The sequence below is a fragment of the Enterococcus sp. 12C11_DIV0727 genome (assembly GCF_002148425.2).
Taxonomy (GTDB): Bacteria; Bacillota; Bacilli; order Lactobacillales; family Enterococcaceae; genus Enterococcus_L; species Enterococcus_L lemimoniae.
Map to the genome: position 1 here is coordinate 3101184 of NZ_CP147248.1, position 20761 is coordinate 3121944.

Below are 20761 nucleotides of genomic sequence, written 5' to 3' on the forward strand. Positions count from 1 at the left end.
TGAGAAGATGGAGCAGCAATATTTAACAGTGACAGCTTTAACCAAATATCTAAAACGTAAATTTGATGCTGATCCATACTTGGAACGGGTTTATTTAACGGGTGAGATTTCTAACTTTCGAATGCGGCCAAATGCTCATCAATATTTTAGTATCAAAGATGACGGTGCAAAAATCTCTGCGATCATGTTTAAATCAGCGTTTCAAAAATTGAAATTCCAACCCAAAGAAGGTATGAAAGTATTGCTAGTTGGTCGGATCTCGTTGTATGAAAGCGGCGGTTCATATCAAATTTATGTAGAACACATGGAGCCAGACGGAGTTGGTGCGCTGTACCAAGCGTTAGCTGAATTACGTGAGAAGTTAGGGAAAGAAGGCTTATTTGAGGGACCTAAAAAAATACTGCCGCGCTATCCTAAACGGATTGCAGTTATTACTAGCCCTAGTGGTGCCGTTATCCGAGACATTATTACCACAGTCAAACGAAGATACCCGATCGCTCAACTTGTTTTGTTTCCAACCTTAGTTCAAGGTGATAAAGCAGCAGATGATATTGTCCGCAATATTCAGCGTGTAGAAGAGCTCGGGAATTTTGATACGATGATCATTGGACGAGGTGGTGGTTCGATTGAAGACCTGTGGCCATTTAATGAGGAACGAGTTGCCAGAGCGATTTATCAGGCACAAACACCGATCATTTCTTCAGTCGGTCATGAAACTGACGTGACGATTGCTGATATGGTCGCAGATGTAAGAGCTGCAACGCCAACTGCAGCAGCAGAGTTGGCAGTACTTGTTTTAAACGAAGAACTACTGAAAATTAAAGAACGGCAAACACGTTTAGAACAAAGTTTCCTTTACCAACTACAACAAAAAAATGAGCGTTACCAACGTTTGAAAAATTCATATGTATTCAAACAGCCTGATCGTCTATATGAAGGGCAAACAATTAAACTGGATCGGATTACGCAGCGCTTGACGCAATCAATGGAAACCGTTTATCATCAAAAACAACGGATAGCTCAAGAAATCATTGCGCAGTTCAAACAGCAAACACCTCAGGGGCAAATCAGAGAAGGACAGCAGCAACTAACGTTTTTGAGTAAAACACTTCATGATCGTATGGAACAATACATGAAAGATAAAGAAAAACAATTTACTTCTGCTATACAACAACTGGATTTGCTAAGTCCGTTAAAAATCATGGGTCGAGGCTATAGTTATACAACGAAAGAACAACAAGTAGTGAAGTCCGTCAATGAACTGAAGACAAAAGAAAAAATTCAAATCCATTATGTAGATGGTATTGTAGATACGGTGATTGAAAAAATAATACCTGCTGAAGAGGAGTAAAAAGATGGCTAAAGAAAAAGCAGTCGAAAAAACATTTGAAGAATCATTAACTGAGTTAGAAGAAATCGTTCAACGTCTAGAGCGTGGCGATGTACCTTTAGAGGAGGCGTTAGCCGCTTTTCAAGAAGGGATGGTTTTAAGTAAACAGTGTCAAGATACTTTGGAAAAAGCTGAAAAGACATTAACGAAAGTGATGACTGAAAATAATGAGGAAGTTGCCTTTGAAGAAAGTGAGGAAAATTGATGGAGGCTTTCACTGATTTTCGTAAGCAGAGTTTACCGCTTATTGAAAAGGAAATGGAAAACTTTATCGATGATTACACTGCAAATGAACGCTTAAAAGAGGCTATGTTGTATTCAATTAGAGCCGGGGGCAAACGATTTCGCCCGTTGCTTGTTTTAGCAGTTCTCCGTTCATTTAATAAAGAAGCACAAACCCACGATTATCAAGTTGGAGCAGCGTTGGAAATGGTTCATACTTATTCGTTGATCCATGATGATTTGCCAGCAATGGATGATGATGATCTCAGGCGAGGCAAGCCAACGAATCATAAAGTATTTGGCGAAGCCCATGCAATTTTAGCAGGTGATGGTTTGCTTACTGCAGCATTTCAATTATTAGCTCTTAGCCAAATAGAAGCGAATCAGAAAGTCCTATTGATCCAACTATTAAGCAAGGCTTCAGGCACACAAGGAATGGTTGCTGGACAAGCGGGTGATTTGCAAGGCGAGGATCGTTTATTAACATTAAGCGAGTTGGCAGCAGTTCACGAAAAGAAAACAGGTGCTTTGATTGAGTTTGCTCTTTTAGCTGGTGGAATCCTAGCAAATCAACCGGAAGAAGTTGTCGATTTATTAGGTGTTTTTGCCCAGCATTTAGGGTTAGCATTTCAGATCAAAGATGACCTGTTAGATGCTACGAGTTCAGAAGAAGCGTTAGGTAAACAGGTTGGACGGGATGAAGCTTTAAACAAAAGCACTTATCCTAGCCTGCTTGGATTAGCAGGTGCAAAAGAAGCCTTGAAAGAGCAATTGTCAATGGGAAGCGATATTTTAGAGTTAATCAGGCAAACAAGCTCAGAATTTCATTCAGAATTATTACAAGAACTAGTAGAACAATTGCGTTTATGATAGAAAGAAGGCACTTATGAAGAAAGAGCGCGTAGATATCTTAGCGTTTACTCAAGGATTATTTGAAACAAGAGAAAAAGCCAAACGGGCAGTGATGGCCGGATTGGTTTATAACGATAAAAATGAGCGATTAGACAAACCAGGTGAAAAAATCTTGATCGAAACACCGCTTCAAGTAAAAGGGCAGACATTGCAGTATGTTTCTCGTGGTGGTTTGAAATTGGAGAAAGCCTTAGAGGTGTTTGAATTAGATGTATCGGGCAAAACGATGTTAGATATCGGTTCTTCAACAGGTGGCTTTACTGATGTAGCATTACAAAATGGTGCTCGTTTGAGCTATGCACTAGATGTCGGCTATAATCAGTTGGCTTGGAAAATTCGTCAGGATGAACGAGTGGTGGTTATGGAACGGACCAATTTTCGCTATAGTACACCAGAAGATTTCAATGAAGGTGTGCCGGATATCGCAACCATTGATGTATCATTTATTTCGCTTAAATTGATTTTACCTCCATTGCACAAAATCTTGAAACCAGGCGGTAAGGTAGTTGCACTGATCAAACCTCAGTTTGAGGCAGGTAAAGAGTTAGTTGGGAAAAAAGGGATCGTTCGTGAACCAGAAACCCATACATTTGTTTTAAATGAAATTCTTTCGTTTGCTCAAAAGCACGGGTATACTATCAGTGGATTGGATTTCTCGCCGATTACTGGTGGAGAAGGAAATATCGAGTTTTTAGCTTATTTGACTTCGGTAGAAGGTGAAGGGGTCGTTGAAGATACTGTAAATATCGAAGAAGTTGTTGCGACCGCACATCAGCAATTGAAAAAATGAAAAGACTCTGGCAACGAATCTCTATCGTGTGCCAGAGTTTTCTTATCTAAAATTTAGAAGTAGCTGTTATATCAGTATCTTTTACATATTTTTTATACTCATGTGTTTGCTCAGATTTATCGTGAAGAGGGTACCAAACTTGAGCAAAGAAAGGACTCTGCTTTGCTAGTTCGTGATAATTCCAGCTACTTCTTTCACATTCATCGCACCAATGCCCACCTTCTAAAACCAAACGTGGACTGGCTGAAAAATGGTGGCCTAAATGGCATGTAAAGTCTAATTTAGTCGTCCAATCACCAGCTGTCATTGATTCTGACAAACATTCTCCGCCTCTAAACTTTGCAGCCTGCTGTAAATCAGCTAAAGATAATTCTGTTTTAGGTTTTGATTCATCATAACCATGATCCAACCAAATAGCTTCTCCTTCTGGTCGATATAGAACAAAACGATCCCAACCAGGAATTTTAGCCCACTGCTCTTTTGAGATAAAGAATGGATCCACTTGTTCTTCTTGATTATGGATCAGCCAATGCAAGGTTCCTGTATCTGTTAATGCAACTTGTTCATTTGTTTGTTTTAACATGGCAGCAAGTTGATTGCTATTCATAACGGGCGTGTTTTCAGGTGTTTGCTGAGCAGCTTGCTCTCGCATAACTTTTCCATAGTAACGAACAAAGTCTTTTGTTGTTTGAGAACGGAAATGTAGGAAGTCATTTAATTTATCGGAATCTAAATACCATTGACCGTGAAAATTATGGGTAGCATACCAATTAGGCTCGCAAACTTCTTTAAACTGTTTAACGCCGATTTCCTTCATCATGGCTGACATCAACTCATAGCTTGTATTTCGACAATCCTCACCACCACCGATATTGTAAACATGTCCCCAAAAGTCAGTATCGACCCAATCTTCACAGGCGTTAGCGCAAAGGACACCTGAATCGTGATCGGTGACCCACTCCAAGACATTGTTTAAAGGCTGATGGAAAGCGATTCCTTCATTTAAACTGAATTCTTTGATCGACATGATCCCAGTCTGACGCAAAGATACCCAATACTTGATTCCGGATTCGATAACAGCACGTTCAGCAGCGATTTTTGAAACAGCGTAATAATCATGAACGCTAGGTTTTAAGGGATCGCCAACACGTCCCCAATGAATAGGGGCCATTCTATCGCCAGTTTCCGCTACTGTTCCGATATTCACTAATTTAATGTCATCTTTGTTTGGTTGAGCTAAAATTGCTTGAATTAAATTGAGTGTTCCGCCATAATTGATTTTCATTGCTTCAGCCGGATAGCGATCAGCTGAAGGCGAGACGAAAGCGGCACAATGGATAACAAAATCGCAGCCAGCGACACATTTTAGGACGTCATCATAGTTTACTAAGTCGCCCCAATGAACTTCCAAATCAGGATTATCAATATACTGTTGCATAAATGTACGGTTTTTTTCTGAATCTCTTGCAAGGGTGACGACTTGAAAACGTTCTGATCGATTTAAAAGTTGTTTCATAGTTTCGCCACCCATTGTTCCTGTTGTACCCGTAACAAACACTCTTTTTTTCTTCATAAAACTCGCTTCCTCTCTTTAATCTATTTTTAATGTTAGCGGTTTCTGGTTGTGTTTGTCAATAGCTGAACTATTTTTACTGGGGAAGTTTAAGCGTTTCTTTAAGTGTTGGAAGTGCCTTAGATGTAGATAAGTCCTAGGTAATTTGCTTTCAGTCGATTTTTTATTTAGCATTAAGGTGAAGAGTGCATGTGAGGATGTTGTTTTCTTAGCTTTTAGACTTTCAAAATGAATAAAAATACGCTATGATAAAATGGAAATCAATCGAAAAAGGGGCATATTATTATGAGGAAAAAAGATCGGCATCGTCTGATTACTCGTTTATTAGCTGATAAAAATATCCAAAAACAAGAAGATTTTGTTACATATCTGGAAGAAAAAGGCATAGAAGTGACTCAGGCAACGATTTCTCGTGATATTAAGGAAATGAAATTGATTAAAGTGCCTTCGATAGATGGTGGTTATCGTTATAGTATTCCAGCTGAAACTAAAGAAGATACATCGATAAAGTTGGAAAAATTGATGAAAGATGCATTTGTTTCAGTTGATCAAATGGAAAAGCAGGTTATTTTGCGTACTATACCAGGGAATGCTGCAGCATCTTCTAACCTAATCGAAAAGCATTACAAAGAAATCGTTTTTGCGGCAATCAACGATGATGACAGTGTGTTGATTATTGCTAGAACTGAAAAAGATGCTGAGTTTTTAAAAAATGAATTTTTCCGATATTTATAAAACGGAGGTGAATAAAAATGCTGCAAGAACTTTCTGTAAAGAATTTTGCAATCATATCTTCGCTGCAATTAGAATTTCAGATGGGTATGACGGTTTTAACAGGGGAAACCGGAGCAGGTAAATCAATCATAATTGATGCAATGGGATTGCTGACAGGTGGTCGAGGATCAAGTGATTATATCCGTCAAGGTGCTTCTAAGTGCACGTTGGAAGGGTTGTTTACGATGCCTAAAAACCAAGAATTGATTGCTCTTTTAGATGAATTAGGGATCGAAACAGATGAAGAGTCGATCGTGATTCAACGTGATATATCAACTTCAGGAAAAAATGTTTGCCGAGTTAATGGTCGGATCATTAATATTGCGAATTTACGTAAAGTCGGTGAATTTTTAGTTGACATCCATGGTCAAAACGAACACCAAGAACTAATGCAAAGTGAGAAACACCTAGGCATGTTAGATGATTTTGGTGGGAAAGAGTTACTAAAAATAAAAGAGCAGTATGAAGAAAGCTATTCGGAATACCGCATGATCGAAAAGAAAGTCAGGAATCGTCAAAAAAATGAAAAAGAATTTGCTCAGCGTATGGATATGTTGCAATTCCAAAGTGATGAAATTGCGGCGGCTGAACTCGTTTTGGATGAAGAAGAACAATTGATTGAAGAACGCAACAAGCTGGGAAATTTTCAGAAAATCGCTGATGCCTTAGCGACAAGCTATAGTGCAATCAATGGAGATAGTGACAGTAGTTTAGATAAAATCGGATATGCTATGAATGAGCTGTTATCAATCGAGACGCTAGATCCAGAATACAAGGCAATATCAGAAGCTGTTCAAAATAGTTATTACCTTTTACAAGAAGCCAGCGGCGATTTGTCAAGACATATTGATAGTTTAGAGTTAGATGAAAATCGACTAAATGATGTGGAAACAAGGTTGGAATTGATTCGACAAATGAAAAGAAAATACGGAGAATCTATTGAATCTATTTTAGACTATTATCAAGAAATCACTCGTGAACTAGCCGATGCTGATTTCTTGGAAGGACGGACTGGTGAACTGGAAACGTTGCTGATCGAAAAGCGGAATCAAGTGGTCGAAAACGGTTTGAAGCTACGAGATATCCGAAAAAAAATTGCGAAAAAACTGGAAAAAAATATTTTACGGGAATTAAAAGAGTTGTATATGGAACGAACAGTGTTTGATATTCGTTTTACTGAATTAGCGCAAGAACAATTTACTGAAGAAGGTTTAGATCAAGTTGAATTTTATATCACAACAAACCCAGGCGAACCGCTGAAACCTCTAGTTAGAGTGGCATCTGGCGGGGAACTTTCTCGAGTGATGTTGGCGTTGAAAACAATCTTCTCTAAATCACAAGGCATCACTAGTATCGTTTTTGATGAGGTTGATACAGGAGTGAGCGGCCGCGTTGCACAAGCGATTGCAGATAAAATTTATCAAATCTCCAAAAACTCTCAAGTACTATGTATTACGCATCTTCCTCAAGTCGCAGCGGTAGCAGATTATCAATATTTTATTGAAAAAGAAATCATTGGCGAGCGAACAGAGACGAAAGTTAGCAGGCTAAAACAAAATGAACGCGTAGCAGAAATTGCGCGTATGCTTTCTGGAAGTGAGATTACGAAATTAACAACAGAGCATGCAAAAGAACTATTGAACATGGCGGAGAATGAACGCAGACATTAACAAAGTGAACAAATTGACTCTTGATGAGGCTTGCTGTTAAATAGCGGTCAATCGAGAGTTTTGTTACGTGAAAATGAATGAAAAAATAGAGAAGAAAAACGATGTTTAACATCAATCTTTCTTCTCTGCTGTTTATTTAGTTGATTATCGTAAACTCATGATAGCTGTCAAAATTGTTGAGCCAGCAATGGCAATTAGCATCAACCAAACAACGATTTTAGTGACTTTAGAAAAAGTACTTGTCTTTTTATCGTTCATTGATTATACACATCCTTATTCTTTACTTTCTCTAGTTTACATCGTTTTACTAAAATCAGCAACTAGAAATTTTACAAAAGGTTTCGTTTTTTTAGCCGTCGAATCACAAAGATACAGGTTCCTGTTGTTATAATGAAAATCCAGAAAAAGGCATCTTCTCGATTGGCAAAGGGGAGTTTAACATTCATACCAAAGATTCCACCAATGATCGTAGGGATCGTCAAGACGATCGTTAACGAAGTCAAAATTTTCATGACATTATTCAAATTATTTGAAACGATTGCTGAAAAGGTGTCGCTAATTTTATCCACAAGTTTCAGTTGGATTTTAGTTGTGGTCGCTGCTTGTTTTGTTTCAACCAGAATATCATGAAGTCGTGGTAGATGTGCTCTAGGATCTTTAAAAATACTAGCACTGTAAAGCATATTCAAGACTTCTAAATTAGAATTGATGGCAGATTCAAAATAAACTAAACTTTTTTGGATATCCATGATTTGGTAAAGTTGGCTATTTTCGGTGGAAACTTTTAATTCTCCTTCTAGCTTATTGGTTTCTTTAATCAATTCTTTTAAAAAACGATTGTAACAAGTTGAAATATGCCAAGTTAAATATAATATTAAGGTTTCTTGAATTGGCAGTTCGATATCCGGGACTGGGGTGGAAAGAGCTTTTTTTAAGAAATCCGCTGAATTATTGATTACTGTGATCACTTTTCCGTCTGTGGTTAAAATAATGCCAAACGGAAATGTATTTAATTGCGTGTATCCGCTTGGGCTGATTGTAGCGTGAGGATATTGAACAAGCATCAAGGCTGGTTCTTCCAAGACGTTTTGATGAAGCCCCTCAAAACGAGAATTTTCGTCATCATCCAAGACACCTGTGATATAATCTTTAGGGAGTTTGTAAGTTGTGACTAAGTGTGCAATCTCTTCTTCCGTCGGTTGTTCAACAGCCAACCAGATTGTGTCGTCTGTATCGGTTTTAGATGGGGTAAATAATCCGTTTTCTATTTTTAAATAGTTGATCAAAAGGTCACCTCATTTTTTTAAGAATCTATTTCACTCTATTATAATGGAGTTGGCTTATTTTTGGGGAATAAAGCCCTTGGAAAATAGTATTATTTAGGCACGAAGTTTTAAACGAAATGAAACATCTGTGTAAAGAAAATAAAGTATAGTTAATAAAGTGTGTTACGAAAGGAATTGTTAAGAAATGGTGTCGTTTTCAGTCATTATGCTCTTTTGGTATGTTTTTCCAGTTATTGTCTTATTTGCGTGCAATTTTATTATTTCAACATTCTCGCTTACAGAACGTTTTAAAGTAAAAGCGCCGGATATTTCAATTCCATTTTTGTTTATAGGATTAAATGAATTGTCAAAAGATAGTTATGGACAATCGATCGTGCCTTATATGGTTATCTCAGTTTTACTATTAGGTATTTGTGTTGCTGTTTTTCAAGCATACTATTATGGTGAGATCCTCTATGGTAGATATTTTAAAATGTTTTGGCGCTTAGTATTTCTACTGAGTTTAATTTTATATGGCGTACTTGTTTTGTTAAATATCATCCATTACTTTTCATAAAAACAAAATAGGTGGGCGGATACTCCCCACTACTCCCCACCTATTTTGTTTGTAATATTTTTATGAGAAATCAAACATAAAAACACGTAGGGAAATTCCTTTAAAAAGCAATTACATAGCTGTTGATACCGCTTTTTTTTAAAATGTGGGAACATATTGAAATATTACAAACTTTTTAAATAACCATTAAATGAGGGAAGATTCACTGTTTTTGGTGGTAGAAAGTGGCGGGATGTGGTAGACTATTTCTATCAAGTGGAAAAGTGGGGAATATTGGCTATGTTTATGGGTGAATTTCAACATAATATAGATGCCAAAGGCCGACTCATCGTACCAGCTAAATTTCGTGACCAATTAGGTGAGAAGTTTGTGGTAACAAGAGGGATGGATGGCTGTTTATTTGGTTATCCGATGTCCGAATGGGAACAATTAGAGGAAAAGTTAAAAGAAATGCCTCTGGCCAAAAAGGATGCCCGTACGTTTGTCCGCTTTTTTTATTCGGCTGCTACTGAATGTGAAATAGATAAACAAGGTAGGATCAACATTCCTGCTGCGCTTAGAACACATGGCAGTTTGGAGAAGGCTTGTGTGATCATCGGTGTTTCAAATCGAATCGAGATTTGGGATGAAGCCCGTTGGCAAGAATTTTCTACAGAAGCTGAAGAGAATTTTGATGAAATTGCAGAGACAATGATTGATTTTGGTTTTTAGAAAGAGGAGCATTATGACGGAAGAGTTTCAGCACTATACTGTTTTACTAAAAGAGACAGTTGACGGCTTACATGTGAAAGAAGACGGCATTTATGTCGATTGCACATTGGGCGGTGCAGGTCATAGCGAGTACCTACTCTCTCAATTAAGCGAACAAGGACATTTGTACGCGTTCGATCAAGACCAAAAAGCATTGGATTTTGCAGCACAACGATTAAAAAAATATGTTGATCAAGGCATGGTGACCTTTATCAAGTCGAATTTTCGACATTTAAAAGAAGAATTAGCGAATCATGGGATTGATCAAGTCGATGGGATTTTGTACGACTTAGGTGTCTCTTCACCTCAGTTAGATGAGGCTGAGCGCGGATTCAGTTATCACCAAGATGCACCGTTAGACATGCGGATGGATCAAGATGCAGCATTATCCGCTTATGATGTGGTCAATGATTACAGCTATCATGAATTAGTGAAGATTTTCTTTCGTTACGGAGAAGAAAAATTCTCTAAACAAGTTGCCAGAGAAATCGAGCGAGTACGTGAAAAGACTCCTATTGAAACAACTGGTGAGTTAGTAGAAATCATCAAAGCAGCAATTCCAGCGCCAGCAAGGCGAAAAGGTGGACATCCAGCAAAACGGATTTTCCAAGCCATTCGAATTGCGGTAAATGATGAACTTGGCGTTGTAGAAGAATCGTTAGAACAAGCTATTGCTTTATTAAATAAAAATGGTCGGATCAGTGTGATCACGTTTCATTCTTTAGAAGATCGAATTGTCAAAAGCATGTTTAAAGAATATAGTACTATGCAGGATCTACCACCTGGACTACCCGTAGTTCCGGAAGAGTTTCAACCAGAGTTGAAAGTAATTACAAGAAAGCCAATTTTACCAGGTGAGACTGAGTTGGCTGAGAATAATCGTTCACGAAGTGCTAAATTAAGAATTGCCGAAAAAGTTAAATTAAACTTATAAAGAAAGGGGTAACGACATGGCTGAGTTAAAAAAAGTGGAAGATTTCCAATATGACATTCCAGTAATAGAGGAGCCAGTCACAGAAGCTGAACAGAAACCTAAAGTTCAGAGAAATCTAGACCTACCCCAATCTCCGAAAAGGAAGTTGAGAAATATCTCACTTTTGGAAAAGACAATCGGCTTTTTATTATTAGTAGCGATTATTGGAATAGCTGTTCTCACCATTCAAGTCCGTACTTCTATTACACAAATGACAAACGAAATTACTGAAACGCAAGCGACGATCCAAGAGAAAGAAGAATCTGCCTTAAAATTAGAGCAACAAAAAAATGAACTATCAAAAGCAGATCGCATCAGGGACGTTGCAAAAAGCAAAGGGCTTTCAGATAACCTTGATAGTATAAGGAATGTGAAATAAATGAGCATAAAAAATAAAATAAAGAATTTTGTCAAAAAGAAGAACTTAAATCCAATGAACAATCGTAAAAAAGTAGGCATTATTTTATTTGCTACGAGTATTGGATTGTTCTTTTTATTTGCCTTTAGATTAACGTACATAGTAGCTGTTGGGAAAGTTGCAGGAGTTTCATTGCCAGAAAAGACAGCGAATCTTTATCAAGGCAGTAGTGTGGTCAAAGCAAAAAGAGGGTCCATTTTAGATCGAAATGGACAAGTTATCGCAGAAGATGCTACATCTTATTCTGTTTATGCGATTTTGTCTGAAACATACTTAGGTGAAGAAAACAAAAAACTGTATGCACAGAAAAAAGATTTCCAAACACTAGCAGAAATTTTAGATAGAAATACTGAGCTTACGAAGGATGAAGCTTTAGGATTCCTCAATAAAGGTGTTAATGAGGATGGGACAGTCAAATTCCAAGTGGAGTTTGGTAATAAAGGAAAAAATATCACTTTAGAGACGAGACAAAAAATCGAAGAAGAGCTCAAGCAAAATAAAGTAGTAGGCCTTTATTTTGAAGGTCATCCAGCAAGAATTTATCCGAATGGTGTTTTTGCTTCTCACTTTATCGGGTATACTGACTCAGCTGATGCAGAGGACGATTCAAAAGGCCTCATAGGGAAAATGGGTTTAGAAGAATCGTATAATGATATTTTGAGTGGTCAAGACGGTAAGATCGAGTATGAAAAAGATGTCTACGGCAATCCGTTACCAGGAACTGTGGCGAATGAAAAAAAAGCGGTTGATGGAAAAGATATATACACAACCCTAGATTCTCGGATTCAAAGTCAGTTAGAAATACTGTTAGATCCAGTTGTAGAAGAGTTTAAACCAGAAGATATGACGGCAATGTTGATGAAAGCCAAAACAGGTGAAATACTAGCGATGTCTCAAAGACCTTCCTTCAATCCCGAAACAAAAGAAGGGCTAAATGACAAGACTGTCTGGCGGAATATATTGGTCGAAGATAAATTTGAACCAGGCTCTACAATGAAGCTTTTTACAGCGGCAGCAGCAATCCAGGAAGGCAAATTTAGTCCAAATACAACATTCGCGTATCCAGCGGGTGGTTATAAATTAGATGATCGAACAGTAAATGATCATGATTTTGGAGCAGTTGGACCTTTAACTTTCCGTCAAGCGATTTCTTGGTCTAGTAATGTCGGGATGCTGACATTAGAACAGGCAATGGATCCGACAGGTCAAATTTGGAAAAGCTATTTAGAAAAATTTGGTTTTGGAAAATCAACAAATTCAGGTTTAGCAGGTGAATCTGCTGGGGAACTTCCTGGAGATAACTGGGTCGATATCGCAATGTCATCATTTGGACAAGCGGTTTCTGTTACAAACTTTCAAATGATGCAAGCTTATACAGCAATAGCGAATGACGGTTCAATGGTGAAACCACAATATATTAGTAAAATCGTTGATAAAGATACTGGGGAAGAAAAAGTCACACAAACTGAAAAAGTGGGACAACCAGTAATCACTCCGCAAGCAGCTAACGATATACGGACTTACATGGTCGATACAGTAGAAGATCCCAATTATGGTATTGCGTATGACGTTTATAAAGTTCCAGGCTACCATGTAGCTGCAAAAACTGGGACGGCGCAAATTACAGGAGAAAATGGTTATATGGCTGGGTTAACAGATTATACTTACTCTGTTGTAGAAATGGTTCCTGCTGATAATCCAGAATATATTTTGTATCTAACCATGAAAAAACCACAAACTTATACGAGAGAAGCTCTTGCAAAAATTGCCAATCCGTTGATGAAATTGGTTATGGAGTCAATGGATAGTGAATCAACTAAAATAGCAGAACCAGAAAAATAAATAAGTTTAGTAGAATAACAGGTAGACCAATACGAGTCGAATAATTAGGAGAGATATCATGGAGTGGACACAAATTTTTATTCCCATAGTATGCAGTTTTGCTATCACAGTGGCGGTGATGCCGATGTTTATCGGTTATTTCCAAATGAAAAAGCAAGGACAAACAACGCGTGAAGATGGTCCAACTTGGCATAATGTGAAAACAGGCACGCCAACGATGGGCGGTTTAGTATTTCTAGTTGCAAGTTTTATCACGGCATTATTAGTAGGGCTATGGAAACAAGAACTCACTCCGTCTTTACTGATTATTTTATTCATTTTAGTACTGTATGGGTTATTAGGCTTTTTAGATGATTTTATCAAAGTCTTTAAAAAAAGAAATATGGGTCTAAATTCTCGTCAAAAATTGTTCGGTCAAATCATTGGCGGTTTAGTGTTTTATTTTGTTTATCGTTCTGAAGGCTTGTCAGATACACTAGATTTATTCGGTGTTGTGACGTTGCCATTAGGGATTTTTTATGGGGTATTTGTCATTTTTTGGTTAGTTGGTTTTTCAAATGCAGTAAACTTAACGGATGGAATCGACGGATTAGTTGCAGGATTAGGGACAATTTCATTTGCTACTTATGCAATTATTGCATGGAAACAACAACAATTTGATGTTGTGATCATCTGTTTGAGTGTAATCGGTGGTTTATTAGGATTCTTTCCTTATAATAAAAAACCGGCTAAAATCTTTATGGGTGATGTCGGTTCACTTGCTTTAGGTGGATTATTAGCAGCTATTTCTATTATTTTACGACAAGAATGGACCTTACTATTGATTGGTCTCGTTTATGTGTGTGAAACAGCTAGTGTTATTTTACAGGTTACATCATTTAAATTATTCGGCAAACGAATTTTCAAAATGTCGCCGATCCATCACCATTTTGAAATGTGTGGCTGGTCTGAATGGAAAATCGATATTGTTTTCTGGTTGACAGGTGCCGTTTGTTCAGCTATTACATTGTGGATTATTTTTTAGAGATATGATTAAAGGGTTAAAGTGGTACTAGCATCCAGAAGCAACTCTTAGAAAGTAGATAAATTTGAAAAGGAACCAAAAACGTTCCATATCAAATTTCCTAACTTTCTACAGAGTTAACCGCTTCTTTCAGCTTTTCTATGTGTCTAGCATCCAGAAGCAGTCTTTAGAAAAATAGATAATCTTCGAATGGAGCCAAAAGCGTCCCACTCTCAGATTCCTAATTTTTTTACAAGACTAACCGCTTCTTTCAGCTTTTCTAAAGATAAGGAGAATTTAGAATGAAAAAGATAACAGATTATGAAAATAAAAAAGTCCTTGTTTTAGGGCTAGCTAAAAGCGGTGTTAGTGCTGCGAAGTTGTTGCATGAGCTAGGTGCATTTGTGACAGTTAATGACTTTAAACAATTTGATCAAAACCCAGAAGCCCAAGATTTATTAACCTTGGGTATTCGTGTTGTTACAGGTGGGCACCCAATTGAGCTTTTAGATGAAGATTTTTCTTTGATTGTAAAAAATCCAGGGATTCCTTACACGAATCCTTTAGTAGAGAAAGCTATAAGCTTGAACTTGCCCGTGCTCACTGAAGTGGAGTTGGCGTATCAAATTGCTGAATGTCCTATCATTGGTATTACTGGAACAAACGGTAAGACCACGACAACGACAATGATCGGGTTGCTTTTAAATGCTGATCGCTTAGCAGGAACTGCTCGTTTAGCAGGGAATATTGGTTATCCAGCTAGTGAAGTTGCTGAAGAGGCAAGTATTGCTGATGATATTATTATGGAATTATCGAGTTTTCAATTGATGGGCATTAAAACATTCCGTCCACAAATTGCTGTGATCACGAATATTTACGAAGCACATTTAGATTATCATGGTTCAAGGGAAGAATATGTAAAAGCTAAATGGGCTATTCAAGAAAATATGCAGGAAAATGATTATATCGTTTTAAACTGGAATCAAGAAGAACTACAAGAATTAAGCAAAACAACGAAAGCTGCAATTATTCCTTTTTCAACAAAAGAAAAAGTTACTGGCGCCTACCTTGCTGATGGACAATTGTATTACAAAGATGAAGCAATCATGAAAGCAGATGAATTGGGTGTACCAGGAAGTCACAATATTGAAAATGCCTTGGCAGCAATCGCTGTGGCAAAATTAAAAGGTGTTTCAAACGAAGTGATTAGGCAAACATTGATGATTTTTACTGGAGTTCCGCATCGTACACAGTATGTTGGCGAATTAGCAGGACGTAAATTTTACAATGATTCAAAAGCAACAAATATACTTGCAACGGAAATGGCTTTAAGTGGATTTGATCACTCTTCACTGATTCTATTAGCTGGCGGTTTAGATCGAGGAAATAGTTTTGACGAGTTAGTTCCTTCATTAAAAGGGCTCAAAGCCATCGTGCTTTTCGGAGAAACAAAAGATAAATTATACAAAGCAGCAATCGCAGCAGGAATCCAAACAATACAATTAACAGAAAATGTCCAAACAGCAGTGAGTGAAGCCTATGATTTTTCCGAAAAAGATGATACTATTCTATTATCGCCTGCGTGTGCCAGTTGGGATCAATATCCTAATTTTGAGTTGCGCGGAGAAGCGTTTATTCAAGCAATACACCAGCTAAAAGACATAGAAAAGTGAGATAATTATGAAAATATTAATAACTGGCGGCGGAACAGGCGGACATATCTATCCTGCTTTGGCTTTCGTTAATTATGTAAAAAAAATCGAACCAAATACTGAATTCATGTATGTGGGAACAGAAATAGGCTTGGAAAGTCAAATTGTACCTAAATACAACATCCCGTTTAAAACGATTAAAATCCAAGGGTTTCGTCGTTCGCTTAGTCCGCAAAATATTAAAACGGTCTATCTTTTTCTCAATAGTATTGGAAAAGCAAAAAAAATCATTAAAGACTTTCAACCAGACGTTGTGATCGGAACGGGTGGTTATGTATCAGGTTCAGTTGTATATGCAGCAAAACAATTGAAAATACCAACGATTGTGCATGAGCAAAATAGTATACCAGGTATGACAAACAAATTTTTAAGTAAGTATGCAACTAAAGTTGCTATTTGCTTTCCAGATGTGGCTGACTATTTTCCTAAAGATAAAGTAGTTTTAACTGGAAATCCACGAGCACAAGAAGTTGTGATGATTGAAAAGACAGATGTTCTAAAAGAATATGGCTTGGATCCTAACAAGAAAACTGTGGTCATTTTTGGTGGAAGCCGTGGTGCTCTGAAAATCAATCAAGCATTTATTGAAGCATTGCCTCTTTTTGAACAAAGAGACTACCAAGTGCTTTATGCATCAGGAGAGCGATATTATAAAGAATTACAAGAAACATTAAATCTTTCCGAAAAGAAATTGACAAACATAAGCATTCGGCCTTATATTGATAAAATGGCAGAAGTTTTAGCTGCTGCCGATTTGATGGTTGGCCGAGCAGGAGCAACATCTATAGCAGAATTTACAGCGTTGGGGTTGCCAGCAATTTTGATTCCTAGTCCGTATGTTACAAATGACCATCAAACAAAGAATGCTCAAAGTCTGGTTAAATCTGGAGCGGTTGAAATGATTGCTGATCAAGAACTTACTGGTCTTAAATTAGCGACTGAAGTCGATGGGATTTTGTTGGATGAAACACGTCATCAAGCGATGGCGACAGCTTCTAAACAAGAAGGTATTCCTGATGCTGCTGAAAGACTTTATAAAGTGGTAAAAGAAATTATTTGATAGGGGGTGTAAAAGATTAGTAAGAAAAAAGATGCTTCAAAAGGACCAGAAGAGCCACAGGTCGATCCTGTAGAACTTCCAGATGAACAAAACCTGACTCCTTGGCAAAAAGAAAATTTAGAGTATTTAAAAACACAAGGCGATCAGCCGATATGGAATTCTTCTAAAGAAACTGATGAAACAGAGACAGCGTTGGAAGAGGAAGAAAACGAAACAGTAGCAGAAGAATCTGCTTCGGAAAATCCCGAAACAGAAGAGAAACAAAAGAAAACTTACGAATCTTTTGCAGACCGCTTACCAAAAATAAAAGAAGTGCGCAATAAACGACTGTATCGACGACTGACATTGATCGTTTCCGTCTTTTTGATTGCAATAGTCATTGTGCTCTATTTTGTTTCGCCACTTAGTAAGTTAGGGAATATTAGCGTGACGGGAAGTGAAGCTGTAGATAGCCAGAAGATTATTGTGCAATCTAAGCTAGAAAAAGGTAAGAGCTTGTGGGAGCAATTTGGCGACAGAAAAATTTATGAAGAAAAAATTGAGCGTCAACTACCACGTGTGAAAAAGGCCTCGATCTCATTGAACGGAATCAATTCATTCAATATCAAAATCGATGAGTATAAAGTAGTTGCTTTAGAATCTGTTAACAATGTTTACCATCCAATTTTAGAAAATGGAAAAATTTTACCAGAAGAAATGAAAGCACCTGTGAGTGGTATGCCTGTTTTTCAAAACTTTAAAGACCAATCGATCATTAAAAACTTAATGAATTCTTATAATAAACTGCCTGAGGATTTGAAGCAAAATATCTCAGAAATTCGTTATGCGCCTTCTAATGCAAACAAAGAATTGATTAATCTTCACATGAAAGACGCAAATGAAGTGATCGTAAATATCTCTCAATTAGAGGAGAAAATGGCGTATTACAGCAAGGTAGCAAGTCAAATGGAGAAGCCGGGAATCATCGATATGGAAGTCGGTATTTTCTCATATCCTTTTAATAATGAAGCGACTGAAGAAAGTGTAGAAGAATCTTCACAGGCGTTAGAATAAAGTTAAGAAAAATAAAAGAATAAAATAGTAGAATCTGCTTTCTAAAAAGCCTATGTTTATGGTAAAATTGAAAGAAGTGAGTATTCATAAAAAATATATATGTAAAAGGGCATTTGATGCCCGCATACATATTGGAATTAATAGGAGGAGGAACCCCATTCATGGCAAAGACAGGAATGTATGTAGGCCTTGATATTGGTACAACGTCAGTAAAAGTTGTAGTGGCTGAGTTTATTGAAGGTCAAATGAATATCATTGGCGTAGGAAACGCAAAATCTGATGGATTAAATCGAGGGATCATTGTCGATATCGATAAAACAGTAAATGCGATTCAAAGAGCAGTAAGACAAGCAGAAGAAAAAGCGGGAATTCAAATTAAAAGTGTGAATGTGGGGTTACCAGCAAACTTACTTGAAGTTGAAAATTGTCAAGGGATGATCGCTGTTAGTAGTGAGTCAAAAGAAATCACTGATGAAGATGTAAGAAACGTAGCATCGGCAGCTCTGGTTCGTTCAACTCCTCCTGAACGTCAAATCGTGGCCATCTTACCACAAGAGTTTACGGTAGATGGATTTGAAGGGATCAAAGATCCTAGAGGAATGATTGGCGTTCGTTTAGAAATGTTCGGAGTAGTTTTCACAGGTCCGAAAACAATTATCCATAATACAAGAAAATGTGTTGAAAAAGCTGGTTTGACGGTGAATGAATTAGTCATTATGCCGTTAGCATTAACAGAGACAGTTCTTTCAGACGGTGAAAAAGACTTTGGAACAATCGTCATCGATATGGGTGGCGGACAAACAACGACTTCTGTGATGCATGATAAACAATTGAAGTTTACACACGTGAATCAAGAAGGTGGCGAATTTGTCACTAAAGATGTTTCTATCGTTTTGAATACATCGTTCAATAACGCTGAAGCATTGAAAATCAACTATGGTGATGCTTATCCTGAAAGAACATCAGTTAGTGAAGAATTTCCGGTTGATGTGATTGGTAAATCAGAACCTGTAAAAGTGGATGAACGTTATCTTTCAGAAGTAATCGAAGCAAGAGTTGAACAAATTTTTAAAAAGTCTAAAGAAGTGTTAGACGAAATCGATGCTTTAGAACTTCCAGGCGGAGTGATCCTAACTGGTGGCGGCGCAAGCCTTCCAGGTGTGGTTGACTTAGCACAGGAAATTTTTGATGCGAGTGTGAAATTATATGTGCCTAATCATATGGGGTTACGTAACCCAGTATTTACAAATGTGATCAGTATCGTAGAATATTCTGCTCAACTAAATGACATTTATCATATTGCAAAAGGTGCGATTCCTGGTGAGAAGATCAAATCATCCCAACCAATCGCCATTCAACAAGAAGTACAATATGATACTTATGCAGATACACCACAAGATGATTACGATGATTCTGAAATACATGAATCTGGTGAAAAAGTTACTGGCAAGATCAAAGACTTCTTCTCAAACATTTTTGACTAACAATTAAAACAGGAGGAAACGATACTATGGAATTTTCTTTAGACAATAACATTAACAATGGCGCTGTCATCAAAGTTATCGGTGTAGGCGGCGGCGGTGGTAATGCTGTTAACCGTATGATCGATGAAAACGTTAAAGGCGTAGAATTTATCGCGGCCAATACAGATGTACAAGCCCTTAAAAACTCAAAAGCAGAAACAGTGATCCAACTTGGACCTAAATATACACGTGGTTTAGGTGCTGGATCTCAACCAGAAGTCGGTCAAAAATCAGCAGAAGAAAGTGAACAAGTTCTTTCAGATGCCTTACAAGGTGCAGATATGATTTTTATCACAGCTGGTATGGGCGGCGGAACAGGAACTGGAGCAGCCCCTGTAGTTGCTAAAATCGCCAAAGAACTAGGCGCTTTAACAGTAGGTGTTGTTACGAGACCATTTAGCTTTGAAGGACCAAAACGTGGACGCTTTGCTGCTGAAGGAATTGCTCTTTTAAAAGAAAACGTTGATACGTTATTGATCATTTCAAATAACCGTCTATTAGAAGTTGTAGATAAAAAAACACCAATGCTAGAAGCATTCCGTGAAGCAGACAATGTTTTACGTCAAGGTGTACAAGGGATTTCAGATTTGATCACAGCACCAGGGTATGTTAACTTGGATTTTGCTGATGTGAAAACAGTTATGGAAAACCAAGGAACTGCTTTGATGGGAATTGGTGTTGCTAGTGGTGAAGACCGTGTGATCGAAGCAACTAAAAAAGCTATTTCTTCTCCATTGTTAGAGACATCTATTGATGGTGCAGAACAAGTATTGTTAAATATCACTGGCGGACTAGACATGACCTTATTTGAAGCACAAGATGCATCAGATATCGTAACAAGTGCAGCAACTGGTGATGTAAATATTATCTTAGGTACTTCTATCAACGAAGATTTAGGGGATGAAATTCGCGTTACAGTTATTGCAACAGGAATCGATCCTTCTAAAAAAGATCGCAAATCACAACGTCAACATAGACCTACTCAAATCCAAACGGTACAACAAGCACCAGTATTGGATATGGAGCAATCAAAACCAGCTCCATCACAACCACAACCTCAAGAAGAAACAAGCGCTTTTGGTGACTGGGATATCCGACGTGAGCAAAACGTACGACCTAAAGTCGAAGATACAACATTTGAAAATGTTGAAAAGAAAGATTTTGAAACATTTCATCGTGAAGAGCCATCACAAAACAATGACGATGAGTTAAACACACCACCATTTTTCCGTAGAAAAAGATAGGAGCGACTTT

General features: G+C 37.6%; 20 protein-coding genes. 17 read left to right on the plus strand and 3 right to left on the minus strand.

What is annotated here, in order from left to right; genetic code table 11:
- Positions 1 to 7 precede the first annotated feature (7 nt).
- The 4 genes from xseA to A5866_RS14785 are packed head-to-tail and all read left to right on the plus strand — an operon-like array spanning position 8 to position 3314.
- Complete coding sequence (gene xseA / locus A5866_RS14770; protein ID WP_086444978.1) at positions 8 to 1351, plus strand: exodeoxyribonuclease VII large subunit; 1344 nt, start codon at positions 8 to 10, stop codon at positions 1349 to 1351.
- A gap of 4 nt (positions 1352 to 1355) precedes the next feature.
- Positions 1356 to 1595, plus strand: a complete 240-nt coding sequence (locus tag A5866_RS14775; protein ID WP_086280090.1) for an exodeoxyribonuclease VII small subunit — start codon at positions 1356 to 1358, stop codon at positions 1593 to 1595.
- Positions 1595 to 2482, plus strand: a complete 888-nt coding sequence (locus A5866_RS14780) for a polyprenyl synthetase family protein (RefSeq protein ID WP_086280093.1) — start codon at positions 1595 to 1597, stop codon at positions 2480 to 2482. The genes A5866_RS14775 and A5866_RS14780 overlap by 1 nt, the downstream gene beginning before the upstream one ends.
- Positions 2483 to 2498: 16 nt before the next feature.
- Positions 2499 to 3314: a TlyA family RNA methyltransferase gene (locus tag A5866_RS14785; protein ID WP_086280096.1), complete on the plus strand. Its 816-nt coding sequence runs from the start codon at positions 2499 to 2501 to the stop codon at positions 3312 to 3314.
- A gap of 46 nt (positions 3315 to 3360) precedes the next feature.
- Here A5866_RS14785 and A5866_RS14790 read toward each other — a convergent pair whose 3' ends face one another.
- Positions 3361 to 4887 (minus strand): NAD-dependent epimerase/dehydratase family protein, encoded by a 1527-nt coding sequence (locus A5866_RS14790; protein WP_086444977.1) that lies wholly within the window; start codon positions 4885 to 4887, stop codon positions 3361 to 3363.
- Positions 4888 to 5172: 285 nt separating this feature from the next.
- Between A5866_RS14790 and A5866_RS14795 the strand changes: the two genes are divergently transcribed.
- Both A5866_RS14795 and recN read left to right on the plus strand, forming a co-directional pair.
- On the plus strand, positions 5173 to 5622 hold the full coding sequence (locus A5866_RS14795; protein WP_086280099.1) for an arginine repressor: 450 nt from the start codon (positions 5173 to 5175) through the stop codon (positions 5620 to 5622).
- A 17-nt stretch (positions 5623 to 5639) separates the two neighbouring features.
- Entirely contained in the window at positions 5640 to 7331 is a 1692-nt protein-coding gene (recN, locus tag A5866_RS14800) for a DNA repair protein RecN (protein ID WP_086444976.1), read from the plus strand.
- Between the two features lie 144 nt (positions 7332 to 7475).
- On the opposite strand, the gene A5866_RS14805 is transcribed toward recN, so the two are convergent.
- Both A5866_RS14805 and A5866_RS14810 read right to left on the minus strand, forming a co-directional pair.
- Complete coding sequence (locus A5866_RS14805) at positions 7476 to 7589, minus strand: DUF4044 domain-containing protein (protein ID WP_086280105.1); 114 nt, start codon at positions 7587 to 7589, stop codon at positions 7476 to 7478.
- Between the two features lie 71 nt (positions 7590 to 7660).
- A complete protein-coding gene (locus A5866_RS14810) occupies positions 7661 to 8617 on the minus strand; it encodes a magnesium transporter CorA family protein (RefSeq protein WP_086280124.1) in 957 nt (318 codons plus the stop codon).
- Positions 8618 to 8801: 184 nt separating this feature from the next.
- Between A5866_RS14810 and A5866_RS14815 the strand changes: the two genes are divergently transcribed.
- The 11 genes from A5866_RS14815 (at position 8802) to ftsZ (ending at position 20751) form a co-directional block, all read left to right on the plus strand.
- The gene (locus tag A5866_RS14815) at positions 8802 to 9173 is read left to right on the plus strand and encodes a DUF3397 domain-containing protein (RefSeq protein WP_086280127.1); all 372 of its coding nucleotides are present in this window, start codon (positions 8802 to 8804) and stop codon (positions 9171 to 9173) included.
- A gap of 279 nt (positions 9174 to 9452) precedes the next feature.
- Positions 9453 to 9884, plus strand: a complete 432-nt coding sequence (mraZ, locus tag A5866_RS14820) for a division/cell wall cluster transcriptional repressor MraZ (RefSeq protein ID WP_010762855.1) — start codon at positions 9453 to 9455, stop codon at positions 9882 to 9884.
- A 13-nt stretch (positions 9885 to 9897) separates the two neighbouring features.
- Positions 9898 to 10857 (plus strand): 16S rRNA (cytosine(1402)-N(4))-methyltransferase RsmH, encoded by a 960-nt coding sequence (rsmH, locus tag A5866_RS14825; protein ID WP_176332589.1) that lies wholly within the window; start codon positions 9898 to 9900, stop codon positions 10855 to 10857.
- 16 nt (positions 10858 to 10873) lie between these two features.
- Entirely contained in the window at positions 10874 to 11275 is a 402-nt protein-coding gene (gene ftsL, locus A5866_RS14830) for a cell division protein FtsL (RefSeq protein ID WP_086280130.1), read from the plus strand.
- Positions 11276 to 13156 (plus strand): peptidoglycan D,D-transpeptidase FtsI family protein, encoded by a 1881-nt coding sequence (locus A5866_RS14835; protein WP_086280133.1) that lies wholly within the window; start codon positions 11276 to 11278, stop codon positions 13154 to 13156. It begins immediately after the preceding gene.
- A gap of 58 nt (positions 13157 to 13214) precedes the next feature.
- Positions 13215 to 14180, plus strand: coding sequence for a phospho-N-acetylmuramoyl-pentapeptide-transferase (gene mraY / locus A5866_RS14840; protein ID WP_086280136.1), 966 nt, complete (start codon positions 13215 to 13217; stop codon positions 14178 to 14180).
- A gap of 281 nt (positions 14181 to 14461) precedes the next feature.
- Positions 14462 to 15832, plus strand: coding sequence for a UDP-N-acetylmuramoyl-L-alanine--D-glutamate ligase (murD, locus tag A5866_RS14845; RefSeq protein ID WP_086444975.1), 1371 nt, complete (start codon positions 14462 to 14464; stop codon positions 15830 to 15832).
- A 7-nt stretch (positions 15833 to 15839) separates the two neighbouring features.
- Positions 15840 to 16931 (plus strand): undecaprenyldiphospho-muramoylpentapeptide beta-N-acetylglucosaminyltransferase, encoded by a 1092-nt coding sequence (gene murG / locus A5866_RS14850; RefSeq protein ID WP_086444974.1) that lies wholly within the window; start codon positions 15840 to 15842, stop codon positions 16929 to 16931.
- A gap of 192 nt (positions 16932 to 17123) precedes the next feature.
- Positions 17124 to 17984, plus strand: a complete 861-nt coding sequence (locus A5866_RS14855) for a cell division protein FtsQ/DivIB (protein WP_254907591.1) — start codon at positions 17124 to 17126, stop codon at positions 17982 to 17984.
- Positions 17985 to 18145: 161 nt separating this feature from the next.
- Positions 18146 to 19468, plus strand: coding sequence for a cell division protein FtsA (ftsA, locus tag A5866_RS14860; protein WP_086280150.1), 1323 nt, complete (start codon positions 18146 to 18148; stop codon positions 19466 to 19468).
- Between the two features lie 26 nt (positions 19469 to 19494).
- The gene (gene ftsZ, locus A5866_RS14865; RefSeq protein ID WP_086280153.1) at positions 19495 to 20751 is read left to right on the plus strand and encodes a cell division protein FtsZ; all 1257 of its coding nucleotides are present in this window, start codon (positions 19495 to 19497) and stop codon (positions 20749 to 20751) included.
- Positions 20752 to 20761: the final 10 nt, after the last annotated feature.

What these genes read in the sequence shown, in the direction of transcription:
- xseA (WP_086444978.1), top strand. Translation starts at nt 8, where the DNA reads ATGGAGCAGCAATATTTAACAGTGACAGCTTTAACCAAATATCTAAAA.
- A5866_RS14775 (WP_086280090.1), top strand. Translation starts at nt 1,356, where the DNA reads ATGGCTAAAGAAAAAGCAGTCGAAAAAACATTTGAAGAATCATTAACT.
- A5866_RS14780 (WP_086280093.1), top strand. Translation starts at nt 1,595, where the DNA reads ATGGAGGCTTTCACTGATTTTCGTAAGCAGAGTTTACCGCTTATTGAA.
- A5866_RS14785 (WP_086280096.1), top strand. Translation starts at nt 2,499, where the DNA reads ATGAAGAAAGAGCGCGTAGATATCTTAGCGTTTACTCAAGGATTATTT.
- A5866_RS14790 (WP_086444977.1), bottom strand. Translation starts at nt 4,887, where the DNA reads ATGAAGAAAAAAAGAGTGTTTGTTACGGGTACAACAGGAACAATGGGT.
- A5866_RS14795 (WP_086280099.1), top strand. Translation starts at nt 5,173, where the DNA reads ATGAGGAAAAAAGATCGGCATCGTCTGATTACTCGTTTATTAGCTGAT.
- recN (WP_086444976.1), top strand. Translation starts at nt 5,640, where the DNA reads ATGCTGCAAGAACTTTCTGTAAAGAATTTTGCAATCATATCTTCGCTG.
- A5866_RS14805 (WP_086280105.1), bottom strand. Translation starts at nt 7,589, where the DNA reads ATGAACGATAAAAAGACAAGTACTTTTTCTAAAGTCACTAAAATCGTT.
- A5866_RS14815 (WP_086280127.1), top strand. Translation starts at nt 8,802, where the DNA reads ATGGTGTCGTTTTCAGTCATTATGCTCTTTTGGTATGTTTTTCCAGTT.
- mraZ (WP_010762855.1), top strand. Translation starts at nt 9,453, where the DNA reads ATGTTTATGGGTGAATTTCAACATAATATAGATGCCAAAGGCCGACTC.
- rsmH (WP_176332589.1), top strand. Translation starts at nt 9,898, where the DNA reads ATGACGGAAGAGTTTCAGCACTATACTGTTTTACTAAAAGAGACAGTT.
- ftsL (WP_086280130.1), top strand. Translation starts at nt 10,874, where the DNA reads ATGGCTGAGTTAAAAAAAGTGGAAGATTTCCAATATGACATTCCAGTA.
- A5866_RS14835 (WP_086280133.1), top strand. Translation starts at nt 11,276, where the DNA reads ATGAGCATAAAAAATAAAATAAAGAATTTTGTCAAAAAGAAGAACTTA.
- mraY (WP_086280136.1), top strand. Translation starts at nt 13,215, where the DNA reads ATGGAGTGGACACAAATTTTTATTCCCATAGTATGCAGTTTTGCTATC.
- murD (WP_086444975.1), top strand. Translation starts at nt 14,462, where the DNA reads ATGAAAAAGATAACAGATTATGAAAATAAAAAAGTCCTTGTTTTAGGG.
- murG (WP_086444974.1), top strand. Translation starts at nt 15,840, where the DNA reads ATGAAAATATTAATAACTGGCGGCGGAACAGGCGGACATATCTATCCT.
- ftsA (WP_086280150.1), top strand. Translation starts at nt 18,146, where the DNA reads ATGGCAAAGACAGGAATGTATGTAGGCCTTGATATTGGTACAACGTCA.
- ftsZ (WP_086280153.1), top strand. Translation starts at nt 19,495, where the DNA reads ATGGAATTTTCTTTAGACAATAACATTAACAATGGCGCTGTCATCAAA.